This is a genomic window from Curtobacterium sp. Leaf261 (genome assembly GCF_001422205.1).
In the GTDB taxonomy this organism is placed as follows: Bacteria; Actinomycetota; Actinomycetes; order Actinomycetales; family Microbacteriaceae; genus Curtobacterium.
Genome location: NZ_LMMJ01000010.1, coordinates 206476 through 230518 on the forward strand (window position 1 = coordinate 206476; position 24043 = coordinate 230518).

At 71.3% G+C, this 24043-nt stretch carries 20 protein-coding genes; 17 read left to right on the top strand and 3 right to left on the bottom strand.

The window, feature by feature from the left end; genetic code table 11:
* Positions 1 to 9: 9 nt before the first annotated feature.
* The 3 genes from ASF23_RS14290 to ASF23_RS14300 all read left to right on the top strand — a co-directional run bounded on the left by ASF23_RS14290 (position 10) and on the right by ASF23_RS14300 (position 3875).
* Entirely contained in the window at positions 10 to 786 is a 777-nt protein-coding gene (locus ASF23_RS14290; protein ID WP_055955040.1) for an SDR family NAD(P)-dependent oxidoreductase, read from the top strand.
* Positions 787 to 862: 76 nt separating this feature from the next.
* Positions 863 to 2404: an FAD-binding oxidoreductase gene (locus ASF23_RS14295; protein WP_055955043.1), complete on the top strand. Its 1542-nt coding sequence runs from the start codon at positions 863 to 865 to the stop codon at positions 2402 to 2404.
* Between the two features lie 34 nt (positions 2405 to 2438).
* Positions 2439 to 3875, top strand: a complete 1437-nt coding sequence (locus ASF23_RS14300) for an FGGY-family carbohydrate kinase (protein ID WP_055955046.1) — start codon at positions 2439 to 2441, stop codon at positions 3873 to 3875.
* A gap of 16 nt (positions 3876 to 3891) precedes the next feature.
* Here ASF23_RS14300 and ASF23_RS14305 read toward each other — a convergent pair whose 3' ends face one another.
* A complete protein-coding gene (locus ASF23_RS14305) occupies positions 3892 to 4479 on the bottom strand; it encodes a glycerol-3-phosphate responsive antiterminator (protein ID WP_055955527.1) in 588 nt (195 codons plus the stop codon).
* A 141-nt stretch (positions 4480 to 4620) separates the two neighbouring features.
* Positions 4621 to 5154: an isopentenyl-diphosphate Delta-isomerase gene (gene idi / locus ASF23_RS14310; protein ID WP_055955050.1), complete on the bottom strand. Its 534-nt coding sequence runs from the start codon at positions 5152 to 5154 to the stop codon at positions 4621 to 4623.
* A 21-nt stretch (positions 5155 to 5175) separates the two neighbouring features.
* Here idi and ASF23_RS14315 point away from each other — a divergent pair, with 21 nt between their 5' ends.
* The 13 genes from ASF23_RS14315 (at position 5176) to ASF23_RS14375 (ending at position 21502) form a co-directional block, all read left to right on the top strand.
* Positions 5176 to 6234 (top strand): polyprenyl synthetase family protein, encoded by a 1059-nt coding sequence (locus tag ASF23_RS14315; protein ID WP_082474185.1) that lies wholly within the window; start codon positions 5176 to 5178, stop codon positions 6232 to 6234.
* Positions 6231 to 7220, top strand: coding sequence for a phytoene/squalene synthase family protein (locus ASF23_RS14320; protein WP_082474186.1), 990 nt, complete (start codon positions 6231 to 6233; stop codon positions 7218 to 7220). The genes ASF23_RS14315 and ASF23_RS14320 overlap by 4 nt, the downstream gene beginning before the upstream one ends.
* Positions 7217 to 9034, top strand: a complete 1818-nt coding sequence (gene crtI / locus ASF23_RS14325; protein WP_082474187.1) for a phytoene desaturase family protein — start codon at positions 7217 to 7219, stop codon at positions 9032 to 9034. The genes ASF23_RS14320 and crtI overlap by 4 nt, the downstream gene beginning before the upstream one ends.
* The gene (locus tag ASF23_RS14330; protein WP_055955053.1) at positions 9034 to 9396 is read left to right on the top strand and encodes a lycopene cyclase domain-containing protein; all 363 of its coding nucleotides are present in this window, start codon (positions 9034 to 9036) and stop codon (positions 9394 to 9396) included. The genes crtI and ASF23_RS14330 overlap by 1 nt, the downstream gene beginning before the upstream one ends.
* Positions 9393 to 9785, top strand: a complete 393-nt coding sequence (locus tag ASF23_RS14335) for a lycopene cyclase domain-containing protein (RefSeq protein WP_235510904.1) — start codon at positions 9393 to 9395, stop codon at positions 9783 to 9785. Before ASF23_RS14330 ends, ASF23_RS14335 begins: the two co-directional genes overlap by 4 nt.
* Positions 9782 to 10696: a prenyltransferase gene (locus ASF23_RS14340; protein WP_055955537.1), complete on the top strand. Its 915-nt coding sequence runs from the start codon at positions 9782 to 9784 to the stop codon at positions 10694 to 10696. Before ASF23_RS14335 ends, ASF23_RS14340 begins: the two co-directional genes overlap by 4 nt.
* 189 nt (positions 10697 to 10885) lie before the next feature.
* The gene (locus tag ASF23_RS14345) at positions 10886 to 11278 is read left to right on the top strand and encodes a hypothetical protein (RefSeq protein ID WP_055955056.1); all 393 of its coding nucleotides are present in this window, start codon (positions 10886 to 10888) and stop codon (positions 11276 to 11278) included.
* 7 nt (positions 11279 to 11285) lie between these two features.
* On the top strand, positions 11286 to 11735 hold the full coding sequence (locus tag ASF23_RS14350; RefSeq protein ID WP_055955060.1) for a hypothetical protein: 450 nt from the start codon (positions 11286 to 11288) through the stop codon (positions 11733 to 11735).
* Positions 11736 to 11853: 118 nt separating this feature from the next.
* A complete protein-coding gene (locus ASF23_RS14355) occupies positions 11854 to 12885 on the top strand; it encodes a YihY/virulence factor BrkB family protein (RefSeq protein WP_055955063.1) in 1032 nt (343 codons plus the stop codon).
* Positions 12886 to 12978: 93 nt separating this feature from the next.
* A complete protein-coding gene (locus ASF23_RS14360; RefSeq protein ID WP_055955066.1) occupies positions 12979 to 17073 on the top strand; it encodes a DUF7507 domain-containing protein in 4095 nt (1364 codons plus the stop codon).
* A 108-nt stretch (positions 17074 to 17181) separates the two neighbouring features.
* Positions 17182 to 17880 (top strand): SDR family oxidoreductase, encoded by a 699-nt coding sequence (locus ASF23_RS14365; protein WP_055955068.1) that lies wholly within the window; start codon positions 17182 to 17184, stop codon positions 17878 to 17880.
* A gap of 135 nt (positions 17881 to 18015) precedes the next feature.
* The gene (locus ASF23_RS14370; protein ID WP_055955071.1) at positions 18016 to 18669 is read left to right on the top strand and encodes a TetR/AcrR family transcriptional regulator; all 654 of its coding nucleotides are present in this window, start codon (positions 18016 to 18018) and stop codon (positions 18667 to 18669) included.
* A 124-nt stretch (positions 18670 to 18793) separates the two neighbouring features.
* On the top strand, positions 18794 to 21502 hold the full coding sequence (locus ASF23_RS14375; protein WP_055955074.1) for an MMPL family transporter: 2709 nt from the start codon (positions 18794 to 18796) through the stop codon (positions 21500 to 21502).
* A 228-nt stretch (positions 21503 to 21730) separates the two neighbouring features.
* Here ASF23_RS14375 and ASF23_RS14380 read toward each other — a convergent pair whose 3' ends face one another.
* Positions 21731 to 23308: an ABC-F family ATP-binding cassette domain-containing protein gene (locus ASF23_RS14380; RefSeq protein ID WP_055955077.1), complete on the bottom strand. Its 1578-nt coding sequence runs from the start codon at positions 23306 to 23308 to the stop codon at positions 21731 to 21733.
* A 322-nt stretch (positions 23309 to 23630) separates the two neighbouring features.
* Here ASF23_RS14380 and ASF23_RS14385 point away from each other — a divergent pair, with 322 nt between their 5' ends.
* Positions 23631 to 24041: a DUF3151 domain-containing protein gene (locus ASF23_RS14385; protein ID WP_055955080.1), complete on the top strand. Its 411-nt coding sequence runs from the start codon at positions 23631 to 23633 to the stop codon at positions 24039 to 24041.
* Positions 24042 to 24043: the final 2 nt, after the last annotated feature.

Consider the following 24043-nt stretch of genomic DNA (forward strand, 5'->3'; position numbering starts at 1 on the left):
CAGCACCCCATGGACATCCGCGACTTCTCGATGGACCTGTTCTCACTCACCGGCAAGGTCGCCGTCGTGACCGGCGGCAACTCCGGCCTCGGGCAGGCGTTCAGCCTCGCCCTCGCCAAGGCCGGTGCCGACGTGTTCGTGCCGAGCGTCGTCGACGACGACGGCACCACCCGCGCGCTCGTCGAGGCCGAGGGCCGGCGGTACGAGTTCCTCGAGATCGACCTCACGGCGGACGACGCCCCGGCCCGCATCCTCGACACCTGCGTCGAGCGGCTCGGCGGCCTCGACGTGCTCGTCAACTCCGCCGGCATCTGCAAGCTCGCCCCGGTCGACGAGTTCGGCCGCGCCGAGTGGGACCCGATGATCGCGGTGAACCTCACCGCGCCGTTCGCGCTCGGGCACGCGGTCTCACGGCACTTCGTCGCGCAGGGCTCGGGCAAGATCATCAACATCGCGTCGCTCTTCGCGTTCCTCGGCGGCCAGTGGTCCCCGGCGTACGCCGCCACCAAGCACGGGATCGTCGGGTTCACGAAGGCGTACTGCGACGAGCTCGCGCAGCACAACGTCCAGGTGAACGCGATCGCCCCCGGGTACTTCGCGACCGCGATCACCGCCCAGACCCGGGCGAACCCGGAGACGAACCAGCGCGTGCTCGACCACATCCCGGCGGGACGCTGGGGCGACGTGGCAGACCTGATGGGCGCGACGGTGTTCCTCGCCTCCCGTGCGGCGGACTACGTCAACGGCCACACGCTCACCGTCGACGGCGGCTACCTCGTGCGCTGAGCCGAGCAACGACCCGCCTCCACGACCCACGCACACGACCCCCGACCAGAGACCCCACGAAAGGACCCTGATCCCCATGATCGACTCCATCGCAACGCTCGAGCGTGCCGACATCCTCGCCGCGCTCACCGACCTGCTCGGCACCGCCAAGATCGACACCGACGAGGCAGCCCTCCGTGAGGCGAGCGTCGACCGGTTCAAGAAGTACCAGTCCGTGCACGGCATCCACGACGCCCCGATGCCCGTCGCGATCGTGTACGCGGAGTCCACCGAGGACGTCGCCGCGGTCCTGCGCTTCGCGAACGACAACCTCGTCAACGTCGTCCCGCGCACCGGCCGGACCGGCACCGAGGGCGGTCTCGAGACGAGCGTCGTCGACACCATCGTCCTCGACGGCTCGCGGATGGACCGCGTCCTGTCGATCGACCCCGAGGACATGCAGGTCACCGTGCAGGCCGGCGTGCAGCTCCAGGTGCTCGAGGACCTGCTCCGTGAGCAGGGTCTGACCACGGGCCACTCGCCCCAGTCGAAGCCCCTCGCGCAGTACGGCGGGCTCGTCGCGACCCGGTCCATCGGGCAGTTCTCCACGCTCTACGGTGCGATCGAGGACATGGTGATGGGGCTCGAGGCGGTGTTCCCCGGCGGCGAGGTCACGCGCATCAAGAGCGTCCCGCGCCGTGCCGCCGGCCCGGACATCCGCCACGTCGTGATCGGGAACGAGGGCGCCCTGTGCTTCGTCACCGAGGTCACGATCAAGGTGTTCAAGTACATGCCGGAGAACAACCGGTTCCACGGCGCGCTCGTCGACGACATGCGCACGGGCATCGCGATCCTCCGCGAGGTCATCACGAACGGCTTCCACCCCTCCGTGGTCCGCCTCTACTCGCCGGAGGACGCGAACCAGCACTTCGCGCACTTTTCGAAGGGCAAGTGCGTCGTCGTGTTCGTCGCCGAGGGTCCCGCGGGCATCGTCGGCGCGACGAGCGACGAGATCGACCGCGTGATCGCGCAGCACCCCCACGAGACCGTGGACCCGTCGCTCATCGAGGCGTGGTTCGACAACCTCAACTGGGGCCAGGACAAGATCGACGCCGAGAAGCGCACGATGCTCGAGTCCCAGCAGCTCGGCTACACGACCGAGGTCTCGGCGGACTGGTCCGCCGTGGGCGACGTCTACGACGCGGTGATGCGCCGTGTGCGCGAGGAGTACCCGCACGCGGACGACCTGACGATGCTCGGCGGGCACTCGTCGCACAGCTACCAGACCGGGACGAACATGTACTTCGTCTACGACTACCGCATCGACTGCACGCCGGAGCAGGAGATCGAGAAGTACCACATCCCGCTCAACGCGATCATCGTCGAGGAGGCGCTCCGGCACGGCGGCTCGATGGTGCACCACCACGGGATCGGCAAGTACCGCACGCCGTGGACGCTCGCCGAGCACGGCACCGCGTACCCGATCCTCGCCGGGCTCAAGGAGGCGTTCGACCCGAACGGGATCATGAACAAGGGCACGATCTTCCCGGTCCGCGGAGCGATCCAGCCCGCGGCCGAGAACGCGGCGACCGCAGCCGCAGCGAGCGCCGCCGCGGCGTCTGCCGCGCCGCGCGCCTGAGCCCATCCACCCGGACGACTGGAACGACGACACCATGCCCCGCTACCTCATCGGCATCGACAACGGATCGCAGAGCTCGAAGGTCACGATCTTCGACGAACACGGCGTCGTCGCCAGCGAAGGACGGGTGGCGCTCCGACCGAACCACACGCCACGGCCCGGCGTGGTCGAGCACCCCGACGACGACATCTGGGACTCCATCGCGGCCGCGTGTCGGATCGCGATGGACGGCTTCGCCGGGGACCCGTCCGAGATCGTCGGGGTGGGGCTCTGCACCATCCGGTTCTGCCGCGCCCTGCTCCGCGAGGACGGCTCGCTGGCGCAGCCGGTCCTCAGCTGGATGGACGAGCGGGTCGCCCGGGCGTACGAGCCCGACCGACCCGGACACCGTGACGTCCGGTGGGTGACGACGACCTCCGGGTACGTCACCCACCGACTCACGGGCGTGTTCCGGGACACCGCGGCGAACCACCAGGGCGTCTGGCCGATCGACACGGACACGTGGGCGTGGTCGACCGACGACCGCGCGTACGCGGAGACGGGCATGGACCGCTCGATGCTGTTCGAGCTGGTGATGCCCGGTGACGTGCTCGGGACGGTGACGGGCGCGGCGGCCGCGGCCACGGGCCTCCCGGCCGGTCTGCCGGTGGTCGCGACGGCCAACGACAAGGCGGTCGAGGCGCTCGGGTGCGGGCTCGTCGACCCCGCGTCCGTGCTCGTGTCGCTCGGCACCTACATCGCCGGGATGTCGGTCGGCACGACGAACCGGTCCGAGCCGACGGCGTTCTGGACGAACTTCGCGAGCGAACCGGGGGAGTACCTCTACGAGAGTGGCGGGATCCGGCGGGGCATGTGGACGGTGAGCTGGTTCCGCGACCTGCTGGGCACCGCCGCCGCGGATGCCGCAGCGGCCGCCGGGACCCGGATCGAGGAGCTCCTGAACGTCGAGGCCGCCGAGGTCCCCGCGGGCTCGGACGGACTCCTGACGGTGCTCGACTGGCTCGCACCGGCCGAGGCGTCGTTCCGGAAGGGCAGCATCCTCGGGTTCGACGGTCGCCAGGGTCGGGCGCACGTGTACCGGTCGATCCTCGAGGGCATCGCGATGACGATGGCCGACCGGACCCGCGCGATGGCGGACGAGCTCGGCGTCCGCTACGGGCGGGTCGTGGTCTCCGGCGGCGGGTCGTCCTCGGACCTGATGATGCAGATCATGGCCGACGCGTTCGAGATGCCGGCGATCCGTGTCGTCGGGGACAGCGCGGCCGGGCGGGGTGCAGCGATCTGCGCGGCCGTCGGGACGGGTGTGTTCCCGTCGTTCGCGGACGCCGTCGCCGCGATGGTCGTCGAGCGGGACCGCCACCAGCCGCGGCCCGAGCACGCCGACGTCTACCGGGCACTCGGCGCGGTGCACCGTGACGTGCGGGAGCACACCGACGCGATCTACCGTAGGACGGCGGCGATCACGGGCTAGACGCCGACGGCTCCGGTCACATGCTCCACACGGCCCGGTCGGAGGACGCCACCGCGAGGGCGCCGGCCCCGAGCGCCGCCATCACGTCGGCCTTGTCGCACACCAGGCCGCCGGCGATGATCGGCGTCGTGAGGTCGGCGCGGAGCCACCCGATGACCCGGGGCATGCACCCCGGCAGGATCTCGATCGCGTCGGGGTCGGACTGCGCGACGACCCGCGGCAGCTGGTGGTACGAGAACGAGTCCACCAGGAAGAACCGCTGCACGGCCATCAGACCCGCGCGCTTGGCGGCCTTGACGACCCCCGACTTGGTGGAGAGCACGCCGTCGGCCTCGGTCCGCGTCGCGAGCCACTCGACGACGATGTCGCGTCCTGAGAACCCGTCGAGCAGATCGACGTCGACGAGCACCGTCCGGCCGGCGGCCTTGCAGCGGGCGACGGTGGCCTCGATGTCGAGCACCGATCCGAAGAGCAGGAACACGATGCGCCGGTCGGACGCGAGGACGCGGTCGAGTGCGTCGGCGTCCTTGACGCTCGCGATCACCGGGTCGTCGCCGAGGGCGCCGAGGATCGCCGTGGCGCGCGAGGTGGCAGTCGTCGACATGCGGACCATGGTCCCATCGGCCGGCTGACGAGCGGCTGGCCGCGATGGTCGGCCGGGAGGCCCGTCAGCCGACGAGCGCCTCGCTCACGTCCCACAGGCGGTCGGCCTGGTCCGGGTCGAGCGTGCGCGCCGTGCCGCCGCTCAGCCGACGATGCGGGTCGGCAGCGCCGCGAGCTGCCATCCGAGCCATGGGCTGAACGCGAACGGTGCGGCCTCGACGGCTGCGCGGAGCGCGTCCTCTGGCACCCACGCCCACTCGGCGACCTCGTCCGCCGCCGGAGCCGGGACGTCGGTCGTGACCGCGCGGAACACCGGGCAGATCTCGTTCTCGACGATCCCCGATGCGTCGACCGCCCGGTACCGGAAGTCCGGCAGCACGCTCTCGACTCCGGACACCGTGATGCCGAGCTCGCGGGAGGCGCGGCGGGCGATCGCGTCCTCGAACGTCTCGTCCGGACCGGGGTGTCCGCAGAACGTGTTCGTCCAGACGCCGGGCCACGTCAGCTTCGAGAGCGCCCGGCGGGTCACCAGGAGCTCGCCGTCGGTGTTCGTGACGTGGCAGCTGAAGGCCAGGTGGAGCGGGGTCGTCTCGGTGTGGACGGCGAACTTGTCGGCGGTGCCGATGGGCGAGCCGTCCTCGGCGAGCAGGACGACGGATTCCGGGAACTGTGACATGGCCTTCGATAGGTTGGGACGATGGACGAGGACGCGACCGCTGTGGCCCAGGACGGGCTGGCGATGGTCGACGACTGCCTCGATCGGTTCTTCAGACTAGCCGGGCAGCGCGCCCGCGCGTACGGGCGTCCGTCCGAGGAGCTCGTGCGAGTGCTCCGAAAGGCCAGCCGCGGCGGCAAGCAGTTCCGGCCCCGCATGGTCATCACCGCCTACGCCGGTCTCGGGGGCTCGGACCTCCACGCGGCCGCGCACGTCGGCGCCGCCTACGAACTCCTGCACACCGCGCTCGTCGTGCACGACGACGTCATCGACCGGGACTGGTCGCGCCGCGGCGTCCCGAACGTCGCGGGCTCCTTCCGCGACCAGGCCGCGACCGGCGGCATCGCCACACCGGCGGCCGAGCACCGCGGCACGAGTGCGGCGGTCATCGCCGGGGACATCGCGCTCGCCGGGGCCCCGCGGCTCATCGAGTCGAGCGGTGTCGACGGTGAACGGCGCGCTCGGCTGCTCGACATCCTCGACGAGGCGGTGTTCGCGAGCGCGGCGGGCGAGATGGCCGACGTCGACCTGTCCCTCGGCATGATGCCGTCCGTCGACGAGATCATCGCGATGGAGCGGGCGAAGACCTCGGTGTACTCGTTCGAGGCCCCGCTGCAGTCCGGCGCGGTGCTCGCCGGTGCGGACGAGGCGATCGTGCGAGCGCTCGGAACGTTCGGGCGCGAGGTCGGCATCGCCTACCAGATCGTCGACGACATCCTCGGGGTCTTCGGGGACGAGGGCATGACCGGCAAGACCGCGATCGGCGACCTGCGCGAGGGCAAGCGGACGGTGCTGATCGCGCACGCCGCGACGACCGAGCACTGGCACGCGATCGAACCGCTCCTCGGCCGCCCCGACCTGACCCCCGACCAGGCCGAGACCATCCGCTTCCGTCTGCGCTGCTCCGGTGCGCTCGACATGGCCAGGGACCGCGTCGCGCGGTACACGGGGCTCGCGTCCGCGGCGCTCGCCGACGTGCCGGACGACCTGCGCTGCCGACTCGACGCACTCGTCGCCGAGCTCGTGGACCGCGTGCGATGAGCCGGCGCGTCGAGTCCGACCCCGCAGGGTCGGCGCGGAGCATCGAGCCGCCCACGAAGAGGACCGGTCTCGGTCTCTACGACGCGACCGCGGACGCCGCGTCGTCGGTCGTCATCCACCGCTACTCGACGTCGTTCGGGCTCGCGTCGCGGCTGCTCCGGAATGACGTCCGCGAGCACATCGAACACGTCTACGCGCTCGTCAGGGTCGCGGACGAGGTCGTCGACGGCCCGGCGACGGAGGCGGGTCTCGACACCGACCTCGCGCGGACCGTCCTCGACGAGCTCGAGCAGGACACCGAGCGGGCGATGCTCGTCGGCTTCTCGGTGAACCCGGTCGTGCACGCGTTCGCGCGGACCGCACGGCAGGTCGGCTTCGGCGCCGAGCTCACCCGCCCGTTCTTCCGCTCGATGCGTGCGGACCTGACGAAGACCGAGCACGACGACGCCTCGTTCGCGGAGTACGTCGACGGGTCGGCCGAGGTCGTCGGGCTGATGTGTCTCCGCGCGTTCCTGTCCGCACCGGGCAGGGGAGCCGGGGCCGGGCGATCGACATCGGACGAGGCGGTGCTCGTCGCCGGGGCGCGGAGCCTCGGCGCGGCGTTCCAGAAGGTCAACTTCCTGCGGGACCTCCGCGCGGACTTCTCCGAGCTCGGCCGCTCGTACTTCCCCGGGGTCGACGTCGACACGTTCGACGAGGCGACGAAGGACCGGCTCGTCGCAGACGTGCAGGCGGACCTCGACGCGGCGGCCAGGGCGATCCCGCTCCTGCCGGCGCACAGCCGACGAGCGGTGGCGCTCGCCCACGCGCTCTTCGCCGAGCTCAACGAGCGGATCCGACGCACCCCCGCTCGCACACTGATCACGACGCGCATCCGCGTGCCGGATGCGGTGAAGGCACGGCTGGCGGCACGCGTGCTGCTGGCAGGACGGTCGCGCGATCGCGCAGCGTCCGGTACGACCCAACGGCCGGGAGGCACGGCATGAGTCCGACACGACGACCCGCCTCGACGACACGGCGGGCTCCGGCATCCCGCGACGCGGCACCTCGGAGCGTGCCGGTCCAGCGCGCGGTGGTGATCGGCGGCGGGATCAGTGGTCTGGCGTCGGCGGCGCTGCTCGCGCGCGACGGCTACGCGGTGACGGTGCTCGAGCAGCGGTCCGAGCTCGGCGGGCGGGCGGGGTCGTGGGAGTCCGAGGGCTTCCGGTGGGACACCGGGCCGAGCTGGTACCTGATGCCCGAGGTGTTCGACCACTTCTTCCGGCTGCTCGGCACGACCGCGGACGAGCAGCTCGACCTCGTGAAGCTCGACCCCGGGTACCGCGTGTACTACGAGGGCCAGGACGAGCCGATCGACCTCGCCGCCTCGCGTGACGCGAACCTCGCCGTGTTCGAGGCCGTCGAGCCCGGCGCCGGGGCTCGGATGGCGAAGTACCTCGACTCGGCCGCGGACACCTACGACATGGCGATCCGCCGGTTCCTGTACACGACGTTCGAGGACATCACCAAGCTCGCGCGGCCCGACGTCCTGAAGCGCACGGCGAAGCTCGTCCGCCTGCTCACCGAACCCCTCGCATCCTTCGCGGCGTCCTCGGTGCGCGACGAACGACTGCAGAAGATCCTCGGGTACCCGGCCGTGTTCCTCGGCGCGAGCCCGTACTCCGCGCCGAGCATGTACCACCTCATGAGCCACCTCGACCTCGCCGACGGGGTGCTCTACCCGCGCGGTGGCATCACGGCGCTCATCCAGGCCGTCGAGCGGATGGCCAGGGCCGAGGGGGCCACGATCGTCGCCGGCTCCCGGGTCGAGCGCATCGAGGTCGTCGACGGCCACGCGACCGGTGTCCACCACCGCGACCAGGACGGCGCGGTGCGCTTCGAGCCCGCCGACGTCGTCGTGAGCGCCGCGGACCTCCACCACACCGAGATGCAGCTGCTCGACCGGGAGCACCGGACGCACGACACCGGGTACTGGGACAAGCGCGACCCCGGACCGAGCGCGGTCCTCGTCTACCTCGGGATCGACGGACCGGTCCCGGGGCTGCTGCACCACACCCTGGTGTTCACCGAGGACTGGCACGCGAACTTCGGGGCGGTCTTCGGCAAGGAACGGCACGTCCCGGATCCGGCGTCGATCTACGTCTGCGCGCCGACCGGCGTCGACCCCGCCACGGCGCCGCCCGGGAGCAGCAACCTGTTCGTGCTGGTGCCGCTGCCGGCGGACGTCGCGATCGGCCGCGGCGGTGTCGACGGCGCGGGGGACTGGCAGGTCGAGCGGATCGCCGACCGGGCGATCGCGATGATCGCCGAGCGGGCCGGGGTCCCCGACCTCGTGGACCGCATCCGGGTCCGCCGGACGGTCGGACCCCAGGACTTCCTGGAGCAGTACAACTCGTGGAGCGGGAGCATGCTCGGGCCGGCGCACACGCTCCGCCAGAGCGCGTTCTTCCGGGCGCGCAACAAGTCGAGCAAGGTCGAGGGGCTGTTCTACGCCGGCTCGTCGACGATCCCCGGGATCGGTCTGCCGATGTGCATCATCAGCGCCGAGGTGCTCGTCAAACGGATCCACGGCGACACGACGACCGAGCCGCTGCCGGAGCCGCTCGAACGCCACGTGTCCGTCCCGCCGCGTGCCGCGGCCGAGCCCGCGACGACCTCGACGACGCCGCGCGCACCGCGTGCGCCGCGGAAGCGTCCTGCGCCTGCGACTGCGACTGCGACCGCGCCAGCGCCTGCGCCTGCGCCTGCGACAGCGCCCGCGGTCGTCGCATCCGAAGCTCCCGACGGCCCGGTCGCCTGATGCCCGGTCTGTACCTGCTCGGCCTCGTGGTCGCGCTCGTCGGGATGACGGTGCTCGACCGCCGGTTCGGGCTGTTCTTCTGGCGCGCACCCGTCCGGGCCGCCGTGGTGATGGTCGTCGGCATCGTGTTCTTCCTGGTCTGGGACCTCACGGGGATCGGGCTCGGGGTGTTCTTCGTCGGCGACACCGTGCTCCTGACCGGTGTGATGGTCGCGCCCGAGGTGCCGGTCGAGGAGCTCTTCTTCCTCGCGCTGCTCTGCTACGTGACCATGGACCTCGTCGGGTTCGTCGCCCCGCGCGTCCGTGCGCGCGCCGATCGGAGCGGCATCGACGCCCGCCGGGTCGACGGGGCTCGCGGATGACGGCCGGGCACGGCACCTACGCGCTGCTCGACATGTGGTTCCTGCTGGCCGTCGTGGTCGTCGGTGTCGTCGCCGCCGTGGTCGCGCGGCGTCGGGCAGCGGCCGCCGCGGGTCGCACAGCGATCACGGACCTGCGTGCGCGGACCGTCGTGACGGGGGTCCTCGTGGGCGCGGTGCTCCTCGTGATGACGATCGTCTTCGACAACGTCATCGTCGGGACGGGCATCGTCGCCTACGACCCGCGCCTGATCAGCGGCGTGCACATCGGGTTCCTGCCGATCGAGGACCTGGCCTACGCGATCGCCGCCGTGGTGCTCCTGCCGAGCCTCTGGGTCCTGTGCACACCCGCACCAGCGCGACCCGACGCCGGGCGGAGGGGACCCCGATGACCGCAGCCCGTGCCTCCCGGCCGTCGACGCTCAACGCGCTCTTCGTCTCGTCGCGACCGATCAGCTGGGTGAACACCGCCTACCCGTTCGCGGCCGCCTACCTGCTCGGGAGCGGTGTGCTGCTCGGCGGGACCGGGGACCGGTTCCACATCGCCGTGTTCCTCATCGGCGTCGTCTACTTCCTGGTGCCCTACAACCTCGCGATGTACGGCATCAACGACGTGTTCGACTACGAGTCCGACCTCGTGAACCCCCGGAAGGGCGGTGTGGAGGGCGCGCTCCTCGACCGCAGCGTGCACCGCACCACCCTGATCGCGGTGGTCGTCACCAACGTGCCGTTCCTCGTGGCCCTGGTGTTGCTCGGCGATCCGTGGAGCTGGCTCCTCCTGGCGATCAGCGTGTTCGCCGTGATCGCCTACTCCGCGCCGGTGCTCCGGTTCAAGGAGCGTCCGTTCCTCGACTCCATGACGTCGAGCACCCACTTCGTCTCCCCCGCGGTCTACGGGCTCGTGCTCGCCGGTCCGCACTGGACAGGGGCGCTCGTCGCGGTGTGCGCTGCCTACTTCCTCTGGGGTGTGGCGAGTCACGCGTTCGGCGCCGTGCAGGACATCGAGGCGGACCGCGAGGGTGGGATCGGCTCGGTCGCGACGGTGATCGGGGCCCGGGCGACGGTCCGGCTCGCGTTCGCGGCGTACCTCGTCGCGGGCGTGGTGATGCTGTTCACGGACTTCCCGGGACCGATCGCGGCGGTGATCGTCGTGCCGTACGCGCTGAACGTCCTGCCGTGGTGGAACGTCACCGACGCCGGAGCCGCCGCGGCGAACCGGGGGTGGCGGCGGTTCCTGTGGATCAACTACCTGGCGGGGTTCCTCGTGACGATGACGCTCATCGGGTACGTCGCCGCGCACTGAGCACGAGCTCCCGCGGCCGCGCTCCCGCGGCCGCGCGCGGCCCCTTGCGCCGGCTGTCGGTTTCGCCGCAGAACGACACTGAGGCTGCGAACTTCCGGCGTGGTCTGTCGCTTTGCCCGCAAAGTGTCACCCGCCCCCACCCCGAGCGTGTATCCAGGAACAACACTGCACGACGATGAGAGGAACACCATGAGGGGCAAACTGCTGTTCATCACCGGTCTCGGTCTGGGGTTCGTGCTCGGCGCACGCGCCGGACGCGGCTCCTACGAGAAGCTCAAGACCCGCGCGCAGGACGTCTGGACGGACCCGAACGTGCAGAAGGGCATCCACGAGGCCGAGGAGTTCGTCAAGGACAAGGCCCCGGTCGTCGGCAACAAGATCAAGGACGCCGCGGCGACCGCGACCGAAGCCGTCCGCGACCGCGTCTCCGCAGCGGGGCACGACGACGCCGCCGACAAGGTGGTCGCCGCGGGCTCGAAGGCCGCCGACGCCGTCGACAAGGCCACCGATGCGGCAAAGAGCGGTGCCGAGAGCGCGAAGAAGGCCGCGGACGACGCGGCCGACAGCGGATCCGGGAGCTAGGGGCTCCGTGGCGAAGGAACCGGGACAGAGTGTCCCCGAGCTCGAGCTGGCGAACGTCCGCACCCGGGAGCACCTCGAGCGGACCGTCGCACGCATCAAGCAGAAGTCGAACGTCCCCGAGCGCTGGCGCCTCCTCGTCGCGCGGACGAAGCAGCGACTGCATCGCGACCCGACGCCGCTCGTCGCGATGGCGGTGACCGCCGTCGCGGGTGTCGCCGCGATCGTCGGCGGGACGCTCATCGGCCGATCCGAGGCCGGCCACCTCGACCGTGGGTTCGGTGCGGTGATCCTGCCCGTCGATGCGCGCGGTCGATCCGGACGTGCCGGCACGAAGGTCGGCAGGCGGTCCGCCGCGTTGTCGCAGGACGAGGCGGACGACCTCCGCAAGAAGGAACGAACCCGCGCGAAGAAGCTCCAGAAGTCGATGCGCAAACGCCAGTCCAAGATGATCCGCTGACCAGCGCGATCTCGTCGACGGGGCGCTCCCCGTCGACACGACGGCATCCGTCGTGTCGCCCACGACGACGCCAGCTGCCGTCCCAGCCTCCACCCCGTAGCGCCGAAGGACCCCGACCATGGCAACGAACTCCAAGCCGGAACCCGACGACGGGGGCAAGGCCGACAGCCCGCTCGACCTGACGAAGCCGTCGTTCACGTACACGCTCAAGAAGACGTTGCGGGAGTTCAGCAGCGACCAGTGCACCGACCTCGCGGCGGGGCTGACCTACTACACGGTGCTCGCGGTGTTCCCCGGGCTGCTTGCCATCGTCTCCATCCTCGGGCTCGTCGGCCAGGGTCCGAGCACGGTCGACACACTGCTCCAGCTCATCAAGAACACCGGCTCGTCGCAGGTCGCGGATCTCCTCAAGACGCCGATCGAGGGCCTCGTCCGGTCGCCGGCGGCCCCGGTGACGTTCATAGTCGGACTCGTCGGCGCCCTCTGGTCGGCCTCCGGGTACGTCGGCGGCTTCGGCCGGGCGATGAACCGCATCTACAACGTCCGTGAGGGTCGTCCGATCTGGAAGCTCCGGCCGACCATGCTCGGTGTCACGGTCGTCACGGTCGTGCTGCTCGTCCTCGGTCTCCTCGCGCTCGTCAGCGGGCCGCTCGCCCGGAACTTCGGGGACCTCGTCGGGCTCGGCGACGTCACCGCGACGGTGCTCAGCATCGTGCAGTGGCCGATCCTCGCCGTGATCGCCGTCGTGATCATCGCGGTGCTCTACTACTGGTCGCCGAACGTCAGGCAGCCCGGCTTCAAGTGGGTGAGCGGCGGATCGATCCTGGCGCTCGTCATCTGGTTGATCGCGAGCGTCGGGTTCGCGTTCTACGTCGGCAACTTCTCGCACTACAACGCCACGTACGGCTCCCTCGGTGGGGTCATCGTGTTCCTGCTGTGGATCTGGATCACGAACAACGCACTGCTCTTCGGTGCGGAGTTCGACGCCGAGCTGGAACGCGGACGGGAGCTGCAGGCGGGCATCCACGCGGAGGAGGACATCCAGCTCCCGGAGCGCGACACCACGCAGATCCAGAAGCAGGACGAACAGCGCGCGAAGGACGTCCTGCAGGGGATCGAGATCCGGCAGAGTCGTGGGCGCAACAGTTAGCATGCGTCAGTTTCACATCTGATATTCTCCTGGGTCCCGGCAATCGTCGGGGTCCTGGAGCCTCCAGGTCGACACCCGTTCCCTGGAGTGCCTGTGTTCCGTTCGTCACCCACGTCTGCTCGACTGCACGGCGGCATCGCACTCCTGCTGTTCGCGGGCATCGCGGCGACCAGCCTCGCACCGGCTGCTGGCGCGACCGAGCCCGATGCCGTGCAGGCTGCTGGTGCGACCGAGCCCGATGCGGCGCAGGTCGCGATCGACGGCGCGGGCGTGGCGCCGACGGCGGACCGGCTGTCCGGTCCGCTGCAGAACTCTGCAAAGACGACGTTCGTCGGGATCGTGTCCAGCGGCTGGACGGACACCGTGGCCACCCCGACGACAGCGCTCTACCCCGCTCCGGGCGACGTGGGTGTCCTCGAGGTCGGCGGTACCTGCGTCCGCCGGAACACCTCGGCCACCTCGTCGTCCCTGGAGTTCACGAGCGCGACCATCCCCGCGAGCTGCCTCCGGTTCCGGTCCGAACTGACGGCGGAGGGGTTCTTCACGTTCCGGGTCGACGACGACGGCGCTCCCGCGAACGGGCGCTACCTCGGCGACGGGAACAGCGGCGGCTGGCTCGACCTGCTGTCCACGACACCGCTCGTGCTCTTCGCCGTCCCCGAGGCGCCGGCCGGCACGGTCCGTCTCGCCGGAGCTCTGCGGGACACGAACGGCGACGGGGTGACGAACGCCGGCGACACCGTGGTGTGGTCGGGAACCGTCGAGAACACCGGCAACGTCCGGCTGCGTGACCTTGCACTCCAATTGGACCCCTCGACCACGATCACCTGCGACCCGTCCACCGTGGACGCGGGTGCGTCGAGGGTGTGCCGGTCCCAGGCCGTCCGGATCACCCAGGCGGACATGGAGCGTGGATCGCTCCGAGCGACGGTGACCGGGACCGCCACGAGCCCTGGCGGCGCCGCAGTCGCCCTCGGCACGGCCAGCGCCACGGTCCCACTGGCAGGCGCAGCATCGCTCACCGGCACACTGACGTCCGACCTCGGAACAGCTCCCGCGGCCGGGGACCGCGTGACCTACACCGCAACGGTGCGCAACACGGGTTCGCTGCGCATCACCGGGCTCACGCTGGAGCCATCGGCCGGAACCCTCGGAGCCTGCGACGCCGCGGCGCTCGCGCCGGGTGCGGAACGCTCGTGCACGATCACCCGGACGCTGCGGCAGGCCGACCTCGACGCAGGCGTCGTCCCGCTCGACGTCGCGGTCCGCGGGACGGCGGCGGGTGGTGAGTCGCCGAGCACGACCCTGTCGATCTCGGACGCGCTGGAGCAGCGATCCACCGCCACCGTCTCGCTCCGCTCGGACGCCTCGGGTGCCGTCGAGCCCGGTGATCCCGTCGCGTACACGACCACCGTCCGCAACACCGGGAACACGACGCTCTCCGGTCTCCGGGTCACCGCATCGATCGGCGCGGCGCGTCCCTGCTCCCCGGCCGTACTGGCTCCGGGCGGGTCTGCGACCTGTGCCATCGCGTACACCGTGACGGACGCGGACGCCGATGCGGGAACGATCGTGCAGCGCGCCACCGTGTCGGGAGCCGTACCGTCCGGCGATCGTCGGAACCTCGGATCGGCCTCGGTGACCGACCAGGTGCGTGGCGAGCCCGGCGCAACCGCGACCGTCGTGTCCGACGCCGCCGCGGTGCCCGCAGTCGGTGACCGGATCACCTCGACGGTCACCATCACGAACTCCGGCGCAGTCACGCTGACGGACGTCGCGCTCGACCCGGTGTCCGGCTCGGCGGCACCCTGTGCGACCACGACCCTGACACGCGGCGCCTCGACCACGTGCGCCGTGACCGGCGAGCCGCTCACGCAGGCAGACGTCGATCGCGGGTCTGTCCGCTTCGTGGCGGACGTCCTCGGCACGAGTCCGCAGGGTGACCGGGCCACGCTGACGACCGCTCGTCACACGGATGTCGTCCCCGCGACGGCGACCGCCGCGGCGACGATGACGACCGATGCCGGTGACGCCATCACCGTCGGGCAGGTCGTCACGGCCAGGACCGAGGTGCGCAACACGGGCAACGTGACCCTCTCCGGCCTCGGCGTGACGACCGCGACGACGGCGGGCGTGTGCGCGCCGAGGACGATCGCCCCGGGTGCCTCGGCCACCTGCCGCACGACCCACACGGTGACCCAGGCCGACGTCGACCGCGGCACCGTGCCCTCGAGTGCGATCGTCTCCGGATCCGCCCCGGATGCCGCTGCGGCAGAACTGGTCCGAGCGTCGCACGACGACGTCGTGGTCGCAGCACCGGCCATCACGACCGGCACCGTGTCGGACATCAAGGCCGAGCCGTCGGTCGGTGACGTCGTGACGTGGACGAGCACGATCGAGAACACCGGCAACGTCACCCTCTCGGACATCGAGCTCGTCGGCGCGACCTGCGAACGCGGGGACATCGCCCCGGGACGTTCCACCACCTGCACGGCGGCGCAGACCATCACCCAGGCCGACCTCGATGCCGGGTCCGTCCACGTCGCCGGCGACGTCTTCGCGTCCACCCCGGCCGGCGTCCGAGGTGTGCTCGGAACGATCGACCGGACCGATCCGATCGCCCAGCGGGTGGCCGCGGACGTCTCCTCGGGGACCGACGCTGCGGCACAGCCCGCCGTCGACGACGTCGTCACCGACACCGTCACCGTCGCGAACCTCGGGAACGTCACGATCACGGACCTGTCGCTCACCCCGGACCGCGGCACAGTCGACCCGTGTGACACGGCACCGCTCGAGCCCGGTGGATCCCGCGACTGCACCGTCCGCACCACCGTCACCCAGGACGACGTCGACGCTGGCGGGCTCACCGTCGACACCGTGGTCCGAGGCTCGTCACCCACGGAGTCCGGCATCGAGCTCGGGCGGACAGCCGCTCGTGTCGTCGTGCCCGCGCAGCAGGCCGCGACGCTCGCCGTGGTCGCCGACATCGGCGACGGGATCGCGGTGGGCCAGGACGTCGTGTTCTCCGCCGAGGTCGTGAACACGGGCAACGTCACGCTCCACGGGCTCGCCCTCGCGGACGCGGACGATGCGCTCGAGTGCCCGACCGGACCGCTCGCACCCGGCGCCACGACGACGTGCGACCTGCGACACACCGTGACCCAGGCCGAGGTCGATGCCGCCGTGGTGACGGCGACCATCACCGGTGGAGCGACGACCCCCGCGGGCGTCCGGCTCGATCTCGGTGCGCCCGAGATCCGTCTCCCGGTCACCGCCGCACCGAGCGGTCGGGTGTCGCTGGCGATCGAGTCCGGATCCGGACACGTCGTCGGGTCCGAGGTGACCTTCGTCGCGACGGTCGAGAACCTCGGCAACGTGACCATGCACGACCTCGTGGTCGACCACGGACCGGGCACCTCCGGCGAGGACGCAGCACCGACGCACGCAGCACCGACGCACGCAGCACCGACGCACGCAGCGGCGAAGGACGCAGCATCGAAGCATGCGGCAGCGACGGACGCTGCAGCGACCTGCACGACGACGACGATCGCTCCGGCGACCGCCGCCGAGTGCCGGTTCATCCGGACGCTCACGCAGGACGACGTCGATGCCGGCCTCGTCAGCGAGGTCGCCAGCGCGGACGTCACGACACCGGCCGGTGAGCGCCTCACGCTGGCCTCCGCGAACGCGACCGAGACGATCGCGCCCGAGATCAGTGCTGACATCCGCCTGTCCGCCGATGCGACACCGCCGCTGCGCCAGGGACAGACGGTCACGTTCACGACGTCGGTCGAGAACACCGGGACCGTGACGCTCCACGGGCTCAGTGCCCGGGACCAGCGCCGGGACACGGCGCAGGAGTGTGCGGCGACCGTGCTCGCACCGGGCACGTCGACCACGTGCACCGAGACCCGCACCGTGAGCGCGACGGACGTCGACGCCGGGCGACTCGCGGTCGTGTACGACGTCTCGGCTGTCACGCCCGACGACGAACGCCACGAGATGCAGCACACCGAGATGGAGCTCGAGACCGAGACGCCCCGTGTGCTCGCGTTCACCGGGACGGTCGGCTTGGCGGCGATGCTCGCGCTCGTGACCGCGCTCGTCGCCGTCGGGTTCGCCTGCATCGTCCTGGGTCGTCGGATCACGGCAGGCACCCGCCGCCACGGGCGTCGAGCAGCCCGGTGACCGGCACAGTTCCGCCCACGCCGGTCCTGCGCCGCGTGACCGACGAGATCGGCGTGGCCGCCGAGAGTCGGCCGGGAGGCACGGATCGCCATCCGTAGGCTGGCTCACGTGACCGACACCGAGAACACCGCATCCCGTCCGATCGCCCTCGTCACCGGGGCCTCCCGCGGGATCGGCCGCGCGATCGCGGAGGACCTCGGACGGACCCACCACGTGCTCGTCGGCGGGCGTGACGCCGCCGCGGTCGACGCCGTCGTCCGGACCCTGCCGAGCGCGGCCCCGTTCGTCGGCGACCTGACCACCGGACCGGTGCCGGGCCTCCCGTCCGTGCTCGACGTCCTCGTCCACTCGGCCGGCGTCGAGGAGGGCGGCAGCATCGCGGACACGGACCTCGACGTCTGGCGGCGGGTGTTCGCGGCGAACGTCTTCGCCGTCGCGGAGCTGACGCGGCTCGCGATCCCCGCGCTCCGTGCGGCGCGAGGACTCGTCGTGGTGGTGAACAGCGGGTCCGGCTTCACCGCGGGCGCTGGCGGTGCGGTCTACTCGGGGTCGAAGTTCGCAGCACGCGCGTTCACGGACGCCCTCCGCGAGGAGGAGCGCCCGAACGGGGTCCGTGTCGCGAGCGTGCACCCGGGCCGCACGGACACCGACATGCAGAGGGCGCTCGTGGCGCGCGAGGGCCTCGAGTACGACAGCCGCTTCGCGATGCCCGCGGAGTCGGTCGCCAGGACGGTCCGGGTCGTCGTGGACATGCCGCCGAGCGCCACGGTCGAGTCGCTGTCCATCCGACCGACCGAGCGACGCTGACCGAGCGACGCTGACCGAGCGACGCTGATCGAGCGACGCTGATCGAGCGACGCTGACCGAGCGACGCTGACCGGCCCCTGAGGATGCACCCAGAGAAGTTGCCCTGAGTGCAACGATGCACCTAGTGTCTGAGACGTGACCATCGCCCGACCGGACCGCCGCGCTGCCCTCAAGGCACGGCACCGGGCGGCGATCGTGTCGGCGGCACGACAGCTCCTCGAGGAGCAGGGGTCGCCGGCGTTCAGCGTGGACGACCTCGCCGCACGGGCCGACGTCGCCCGGCGCACCGTCTTCAACCACTTCGCCTCCCTCGACGACGTCCTGCTCACGGTCTGCGCGGACGTCCTCGCCGTCGTCGTCGACGAGTTCCTCGCGTCGGTCGAGCGGACGCCGGTGGGCGACGGCAGCCGCGCGTCGATGTTCGACGAGATCGCCACGGCGGTCGACGAGGCGGACCTGCCCACCGCGATCATGACCATCGCGCGGATCATCGGCGTCCCCGGCGAGGCCGACGAGCGCGCGAACGCGCTCGCCGACGCCGCGTTCGGCCGTGTCGGGGGACGACTCCTCGAGGAGGTCGCACGCCGGAACCCCGGCGTCGACCCCCTGGACGCCGAGCTCCTCGTCGGATCGCTGATGAACGGTGTCGCGGTGATCGCGAAGCACTGGATCGTCCGCACCGACGCCGTGCGCACGGACGCCGTGCTCGACGAGGCGTCCCGCGCCGAGTGGAAGCGCCTGCTCACCCGGCTGTTCGACGGCGTCCGTTCCGGCTACATGCCCACCTGACCACACCCATCACCACGAGGGGTCCACCGGCGCACCCCGACACCACACCGAACTCCCCGACGGCCACGAGCCCGAACGGGGACAGCGCCCGCACGGGCCACAGAAAGGAACGGGGTCACCGCACATGGCCGGTCTCCTGTATCGCCTCGGACGCTTCGCCGCACGGCGTCACTGGTACGTCATCGTCGCGTGGGTCCTCCTCCTCGCGCTCGGCGGTGTCGGGTACAGCCTCTTCGCGGGCACGACGTCGTCGAACATCACCATCCCCGGCACCGCGACCGCGAAGGTCCAGGACGAGCTGGCGGACAAGTTCCCGAAGGCCTCCGGGGGCAGCGGCACGATCGTGTTCGCGACGAAGGACGACTCCGCGTTCACGGACGCACAGAAGGCCGACATCAAGTCCTTCCTCGGCGACATCGACGACGTCACCGCGGTGAAGAGCACCGTGAACCCGTTCACGACCGAATCCGACCTCGAGGCCCAGCGGCAGAAGATCACCGACGGCCGGTCCCAGATCGCCGACGGCAAGCAGCAGATCGCGGACGCGCAGACGCAGCTCGACGCGGGCAAGCAGCAGCTCGAGGCCGCGCAGCAGCAGCTCGACACGCAGAAGGCGCAGGCCGAGGCCGCGGGGCAGCTCCCCGCGGTGCAGGCGCAACTCGACGCCGGCCAGGCGCAGCTCGACGCGCAGCAGCAGCAGATCACGTCCGGCCAGGCGACGATCGACGCCAACACGACGAAGCTGCAGCAGCAGGCGACCGAGCTCGAGCAGGGCGCGGACCTCCTCGACCTCTCGAAGAACGTCCGGTTCGTCTCGAAGGACGACAGCGCCGCGGTCGCGACGGTGCAGTTCTCGAAGTCCACGTACGACGTGCCGCAGGCGTCGAAGACCAAGATCGGCGCGATGGCCGACGACGCACGCATCGCCGGCGTCGACGTCCAGGTGTCGAACGACATCGCCCAGGGCGTCCCCTCGGTCCTCGGGCCGGGCGAGATCATCGGTGTCGTCATCGCCGCGATCGTGCTCGTGATCATGCTCGGCACGATCATCGGTGCGGCGCTCCCGCTCGTCAGCGCGATCCTCGGGGTCGGTGTCGCGTCGCTCGCGGCCCTGTCCTTCTCGAGCCTCGTCGAGTTCACGTCGGTGACACCAGTGCTCGGGGTGATGCTCGGTCTGGCGGTCGGCATCGACTACTCGCTCTTCATCCTGAACCGGCACCGGGCACAGCTGAAGCAGGGGATGGGCGTGCACGAGTCCATCGGCCTCGCGAACGGCACCTCCGGCAACGCGGTCGTCTTCGCCGGTGCCACCGTCGTGGTCGCCCTGCTCGCCCTGAACATCACCGGCGTCCCGTTCCTCGGACTCATGGGCACGGTCGGTGCAGTCGCGGTCGCGGTCGCGATCCTCGTCGCGACGACGTTCACCCCGGCGGTCATGTCCCTGCTCGGGATGCGGCTCCTCCGCAAGAAGGAGCGCGCCGCCATCGGGACGACCGGCGCGACGCGGGTGCCGAACGCGCCGATGAACACGGTGCGCGCGATCGTGACGCTCGTCCTCGGCATCGCGGTGCTCGGCACGATCGCCCTGCCGGCGATGCAGATGCGCCTCGGCCTCCCGGACGGGTCGTCGGAGGCCGTCGGATCGAGCCAGTACAACGCCTTCAAGACCGTCGAGGACAAGTTCGGTGCCGGTCAGAACGGCCCGCTGGTGGCGGTGGCGACCCTGCCGTCGAGGATCTCGGACGCCGACGTGACCGCGACCGAGGTGACGATCGGCAAGGCCATCGCGAAGTCGGACGACGTCTCGGCGGTCGCCCCGATCGGTGCCTCGTCGGACAACTCGGTGATCGCCTTCCAGGTCATCCCGAAGGGCGGTCCGTCGAGCGTCTCGACGGAGAACCTCGTCAAGGACCTCCGCGACCTCTCGGTGCAGGTCGACGGCGGCACGACGACGCTCGGTGTCGCCGGCAACGCGAGTGCGAACATCGACGTCTCGGAGAAGCTCGCGAACGTCCTGCCGCTCTACCTCGTGGTGGTCGTCGGACTGTCGCTCATCATCCTGATCATCGTGTTCCGGTCGATCCTCGTCCCGATCACCGCCACCGTCGGGTTCATCCTGTCGCTCCTGGCGTCGTTCGGCGGGTTGACCGCGATCTACCAGTTCGGCTGGCTGAGCGCCGTGTTCGGCACCCACGACCCGGGCCCCATCCTGAGCTTCCTGCCGATCATCGAGATCGGGATCCTGTTCGGGCTCGCGATGGACTACCAGCTGTTCCTGGTGTCGGGCATGCGGGAGTCGTTCGCACACGGGGCACCGGCGAAGATCGCGGTGCAGCGGGGTGTGCACGCGGGTCGCGCGGTGGTCACGGCGGCGGCGATCATCATGATGTCGGTGTTCGCCGGGTTCATCTTCTCGGACTCGTCGACGATCAAGCCGATCGGGTTCGGGCTGGCGTTCGGCGTGATGGTGGACGCGTTCGTCGTGCGGATGCTCCTCATCCCCGCCGCGATGCACCTGCTCGGCACGTCGGCGTGGTGGTTCCCGAAGTGGCTCGACCGGATCGTGCCGGACGTCGACGTGGAGGGCGCGAAGCTCGAGCGCTCGCACCCCGGAACCGAGCGCGGGCCCGGGCCCGGCACCGGGCATGGCACCGAGCGTGGCACCGCGCGGGACGGGGTCGAGCCCGAGCACCACGGGTCGCACGCGGCGCCGACCGCCGTCGACGCCCCCGCGCACGCGACGGAGCACACCTCGCACGGGTCGCACGCGGCCCCGATCGCGGAGGACGCGTCGGCGCACCACACGGGACACGGACCGGCGCACCGCGCCTGAGCCGACCGGCTGACGGACGGGAGGGACGGTGCCAGCTGACACCGTCCCTCCCGTCCGTCGCCCTGTCGCCCCCGACCGGTCCTGCAGCCCCACCGGTCCTGCAGCCCCACCGGTCCTGCAGCCCCACCGATTCTGCCGCAGGGAGCGTCAACGCGCCGAGGGCCTCCCTGGCGCACGTGACGCTCCCTGGCGCAGAACCGGTCAGGACTTCGACCACCGGGCAGCGCGTCACCGCACCAGCGTCAGCCGCGCGGTCAGGTCCAGCCGGTCGAGGAACGCCTCGTCGTGGCTGACCACCACGAGCGCCCCGCGGTAGGCACGGAGCGCATCGACGAGCTCGTCGGCACTGTCGATGTCGAGGTCGTTCGTCGGCTCGTCGAGCACCAGCAACTCCGGCGGCGGGTCCGCGAGGAGCAGGCTCGCGAGCGCCACCCGGAACCGCTCCCCGCCGGACAGCGACACGGCGGGACGATCGACCGCGTCACCCCGGACGAGGAACCGTGCAAGCCGGTTCCGGAGCAGCGCGGGCGGCACGTCCGGTGCCGCACGGCGGACGTTCTCGAGGACACTGAGCTCGTCCTCGAGGCCGTCCCGTCGCTGCGCCAGGTACGCGATCCTCGTCGTGTGCGCGACGGCCTCGGCGCCGGGGTGCTCGCGGGCGTGGTCCGTTCCGACGAGCCGCTCCAGCAGCGTGGTCTTGCCGACGCCGTTGTCCCCGACGATCGCGATCCGCTCCGGTCCCTGCACGACGGTCGTCCGACCAGCGATCGTCAGCGTGGCGATCCGCCTGGTCGCGGGCAGCCGAGGATCCGGCAGGTCGACGGTGATCCGGTCGTCGGTCCGGAGCCGTTCCTCGGCCGTCGTCACGGCGTCCCTGGCATCGGCTTCGGACGACGCGTGGGTCCCGCGGAGGCGACCGGCGGTCTCCTGCGCCTTCTTCCGCTGCTCGTTCGCGAGGATCTTCGGCATGCTGAGGGCAGCCTTCGCGCCGGCGCGGGCCCGCCGCGCGATCTTCGTCTCGGCCTCGATCCGCTGGCGCCGCTCGACGCGCACGGTGTGCTCGGCCGCACGGACGTCGCGCTCCGCGGCGGCCTGTTCGACGGCGAGCCGTTCCTCGAACGCGGCGAACGTCCCGCCGAACACCGTCAGGGAGCCGTCCCGCAGCTCGACGGTCTCGTCGACGTGCTCGAGCAGCTCCCGGTCGTGGCTGACGAGGAGCAGCGTCCCCCGCCAGGAGTCCACCATGTCGAGGAGTGCTGCGCGGGCGCGGCGATCCAGGTTGTTCGTCGGCTCGTCGAGGAGTGCGATCGGCCGTCCCCGGAGGCGGATCCCGGCGACGGCCACGAGGACCGCCTCGCCACCGGAGAGGGTGCCGACCCGACGGTCCAGGCCGTCCGGGCCGAGCCCGAGTCCGAGTGCGTCGATCGCGGCCTCGGCGCGCGACTCGACGTCCCAGTCGTCGCCGATGCGGTCGAAGTGCCCCGGATCGACGTCGCCGCCGAGGACCGCGCGGAGCGCCTCGAGTGTCGTGCGGATCCCGAGCAGGTCGGCGACGGTGTCGTCGGGGCCAGTGTCGAGGCGCTGCGGCAGGACGTCGACGTCGCCGGACGTCACGACCCTGCCGCCGGTCGGTGTCAGCTCGCCGGTGACGAGTCGGACGAGGGTGGACTTGCCGGCGCCGTTCGCGCCGACGAGCCCGGTGCGGCCGCGACCGAACGCCGCGGAGACGTGGTCGAGGACGGTCGAGCCGTCGGGCCAGGCGAACGAGCAGTCGGTGAGGACGACGGACGGGGTGCTTGCGGGCATGGTGCTCCCTGTGCCGCGCGGCGGTGCAGCAGCGCAGCGGTGTCGGTGCTGGGTGCACGACGACCCGGGCGCTCGGTGAGGCGAGCGACGCGGCGGGCGTCAGTGCGTGGGCAGCGTCTGCGCAGACACGATCGTGTCCAGGTGCGCAGTTCCGACGGAGAGTATCAACGGCCCGTCCTTCCGAATGGGTTCGCTCCGACCGTACGCGGTCCCGTCTCCGGAGCGCAAGAGGCAGCGACCCGGACCGAGCCGCGGCCTCCGAGGAGGACGACCCCGACGCAGGGCGAGGCCGTCGCGCCCAGCCCGTGGGAGGCTGGTCCGCATGACCGACAACCTCCTCGGCGTCCCCGAGACCCGACTCCCCGCCGAACCCGCCGTCACCGATGCGATCGACGGCGGGACACCTCTCGTCGACGTCGTCACCGCGAACCCGTCGTCGAGCATCGCCTGGGCCCTGCTCGCGGACGAGGCCTGGGCCCGCGGCGCGACCCTCGAGTCCTACGCCTACGCCCGGGTCGGCTACCACCGCGGACTCGATGCGCTCCGCAAGGGCGGCTGGCGTGGCCAGGGCCCGGTCCCGTGGTCGCACGAGCCGAACCGCGGGGTGCTCCGTGCGCTCTACGCCCTCCGCCGGGCCGCCGGCGCGATCGGCGAGGAGCCCGAGGTCGAACGGCTCAGCGCCTTCCTCGACGACGCCGACCGCACCGCGATCGCCGCCATCGAGGCCGAGTAGCC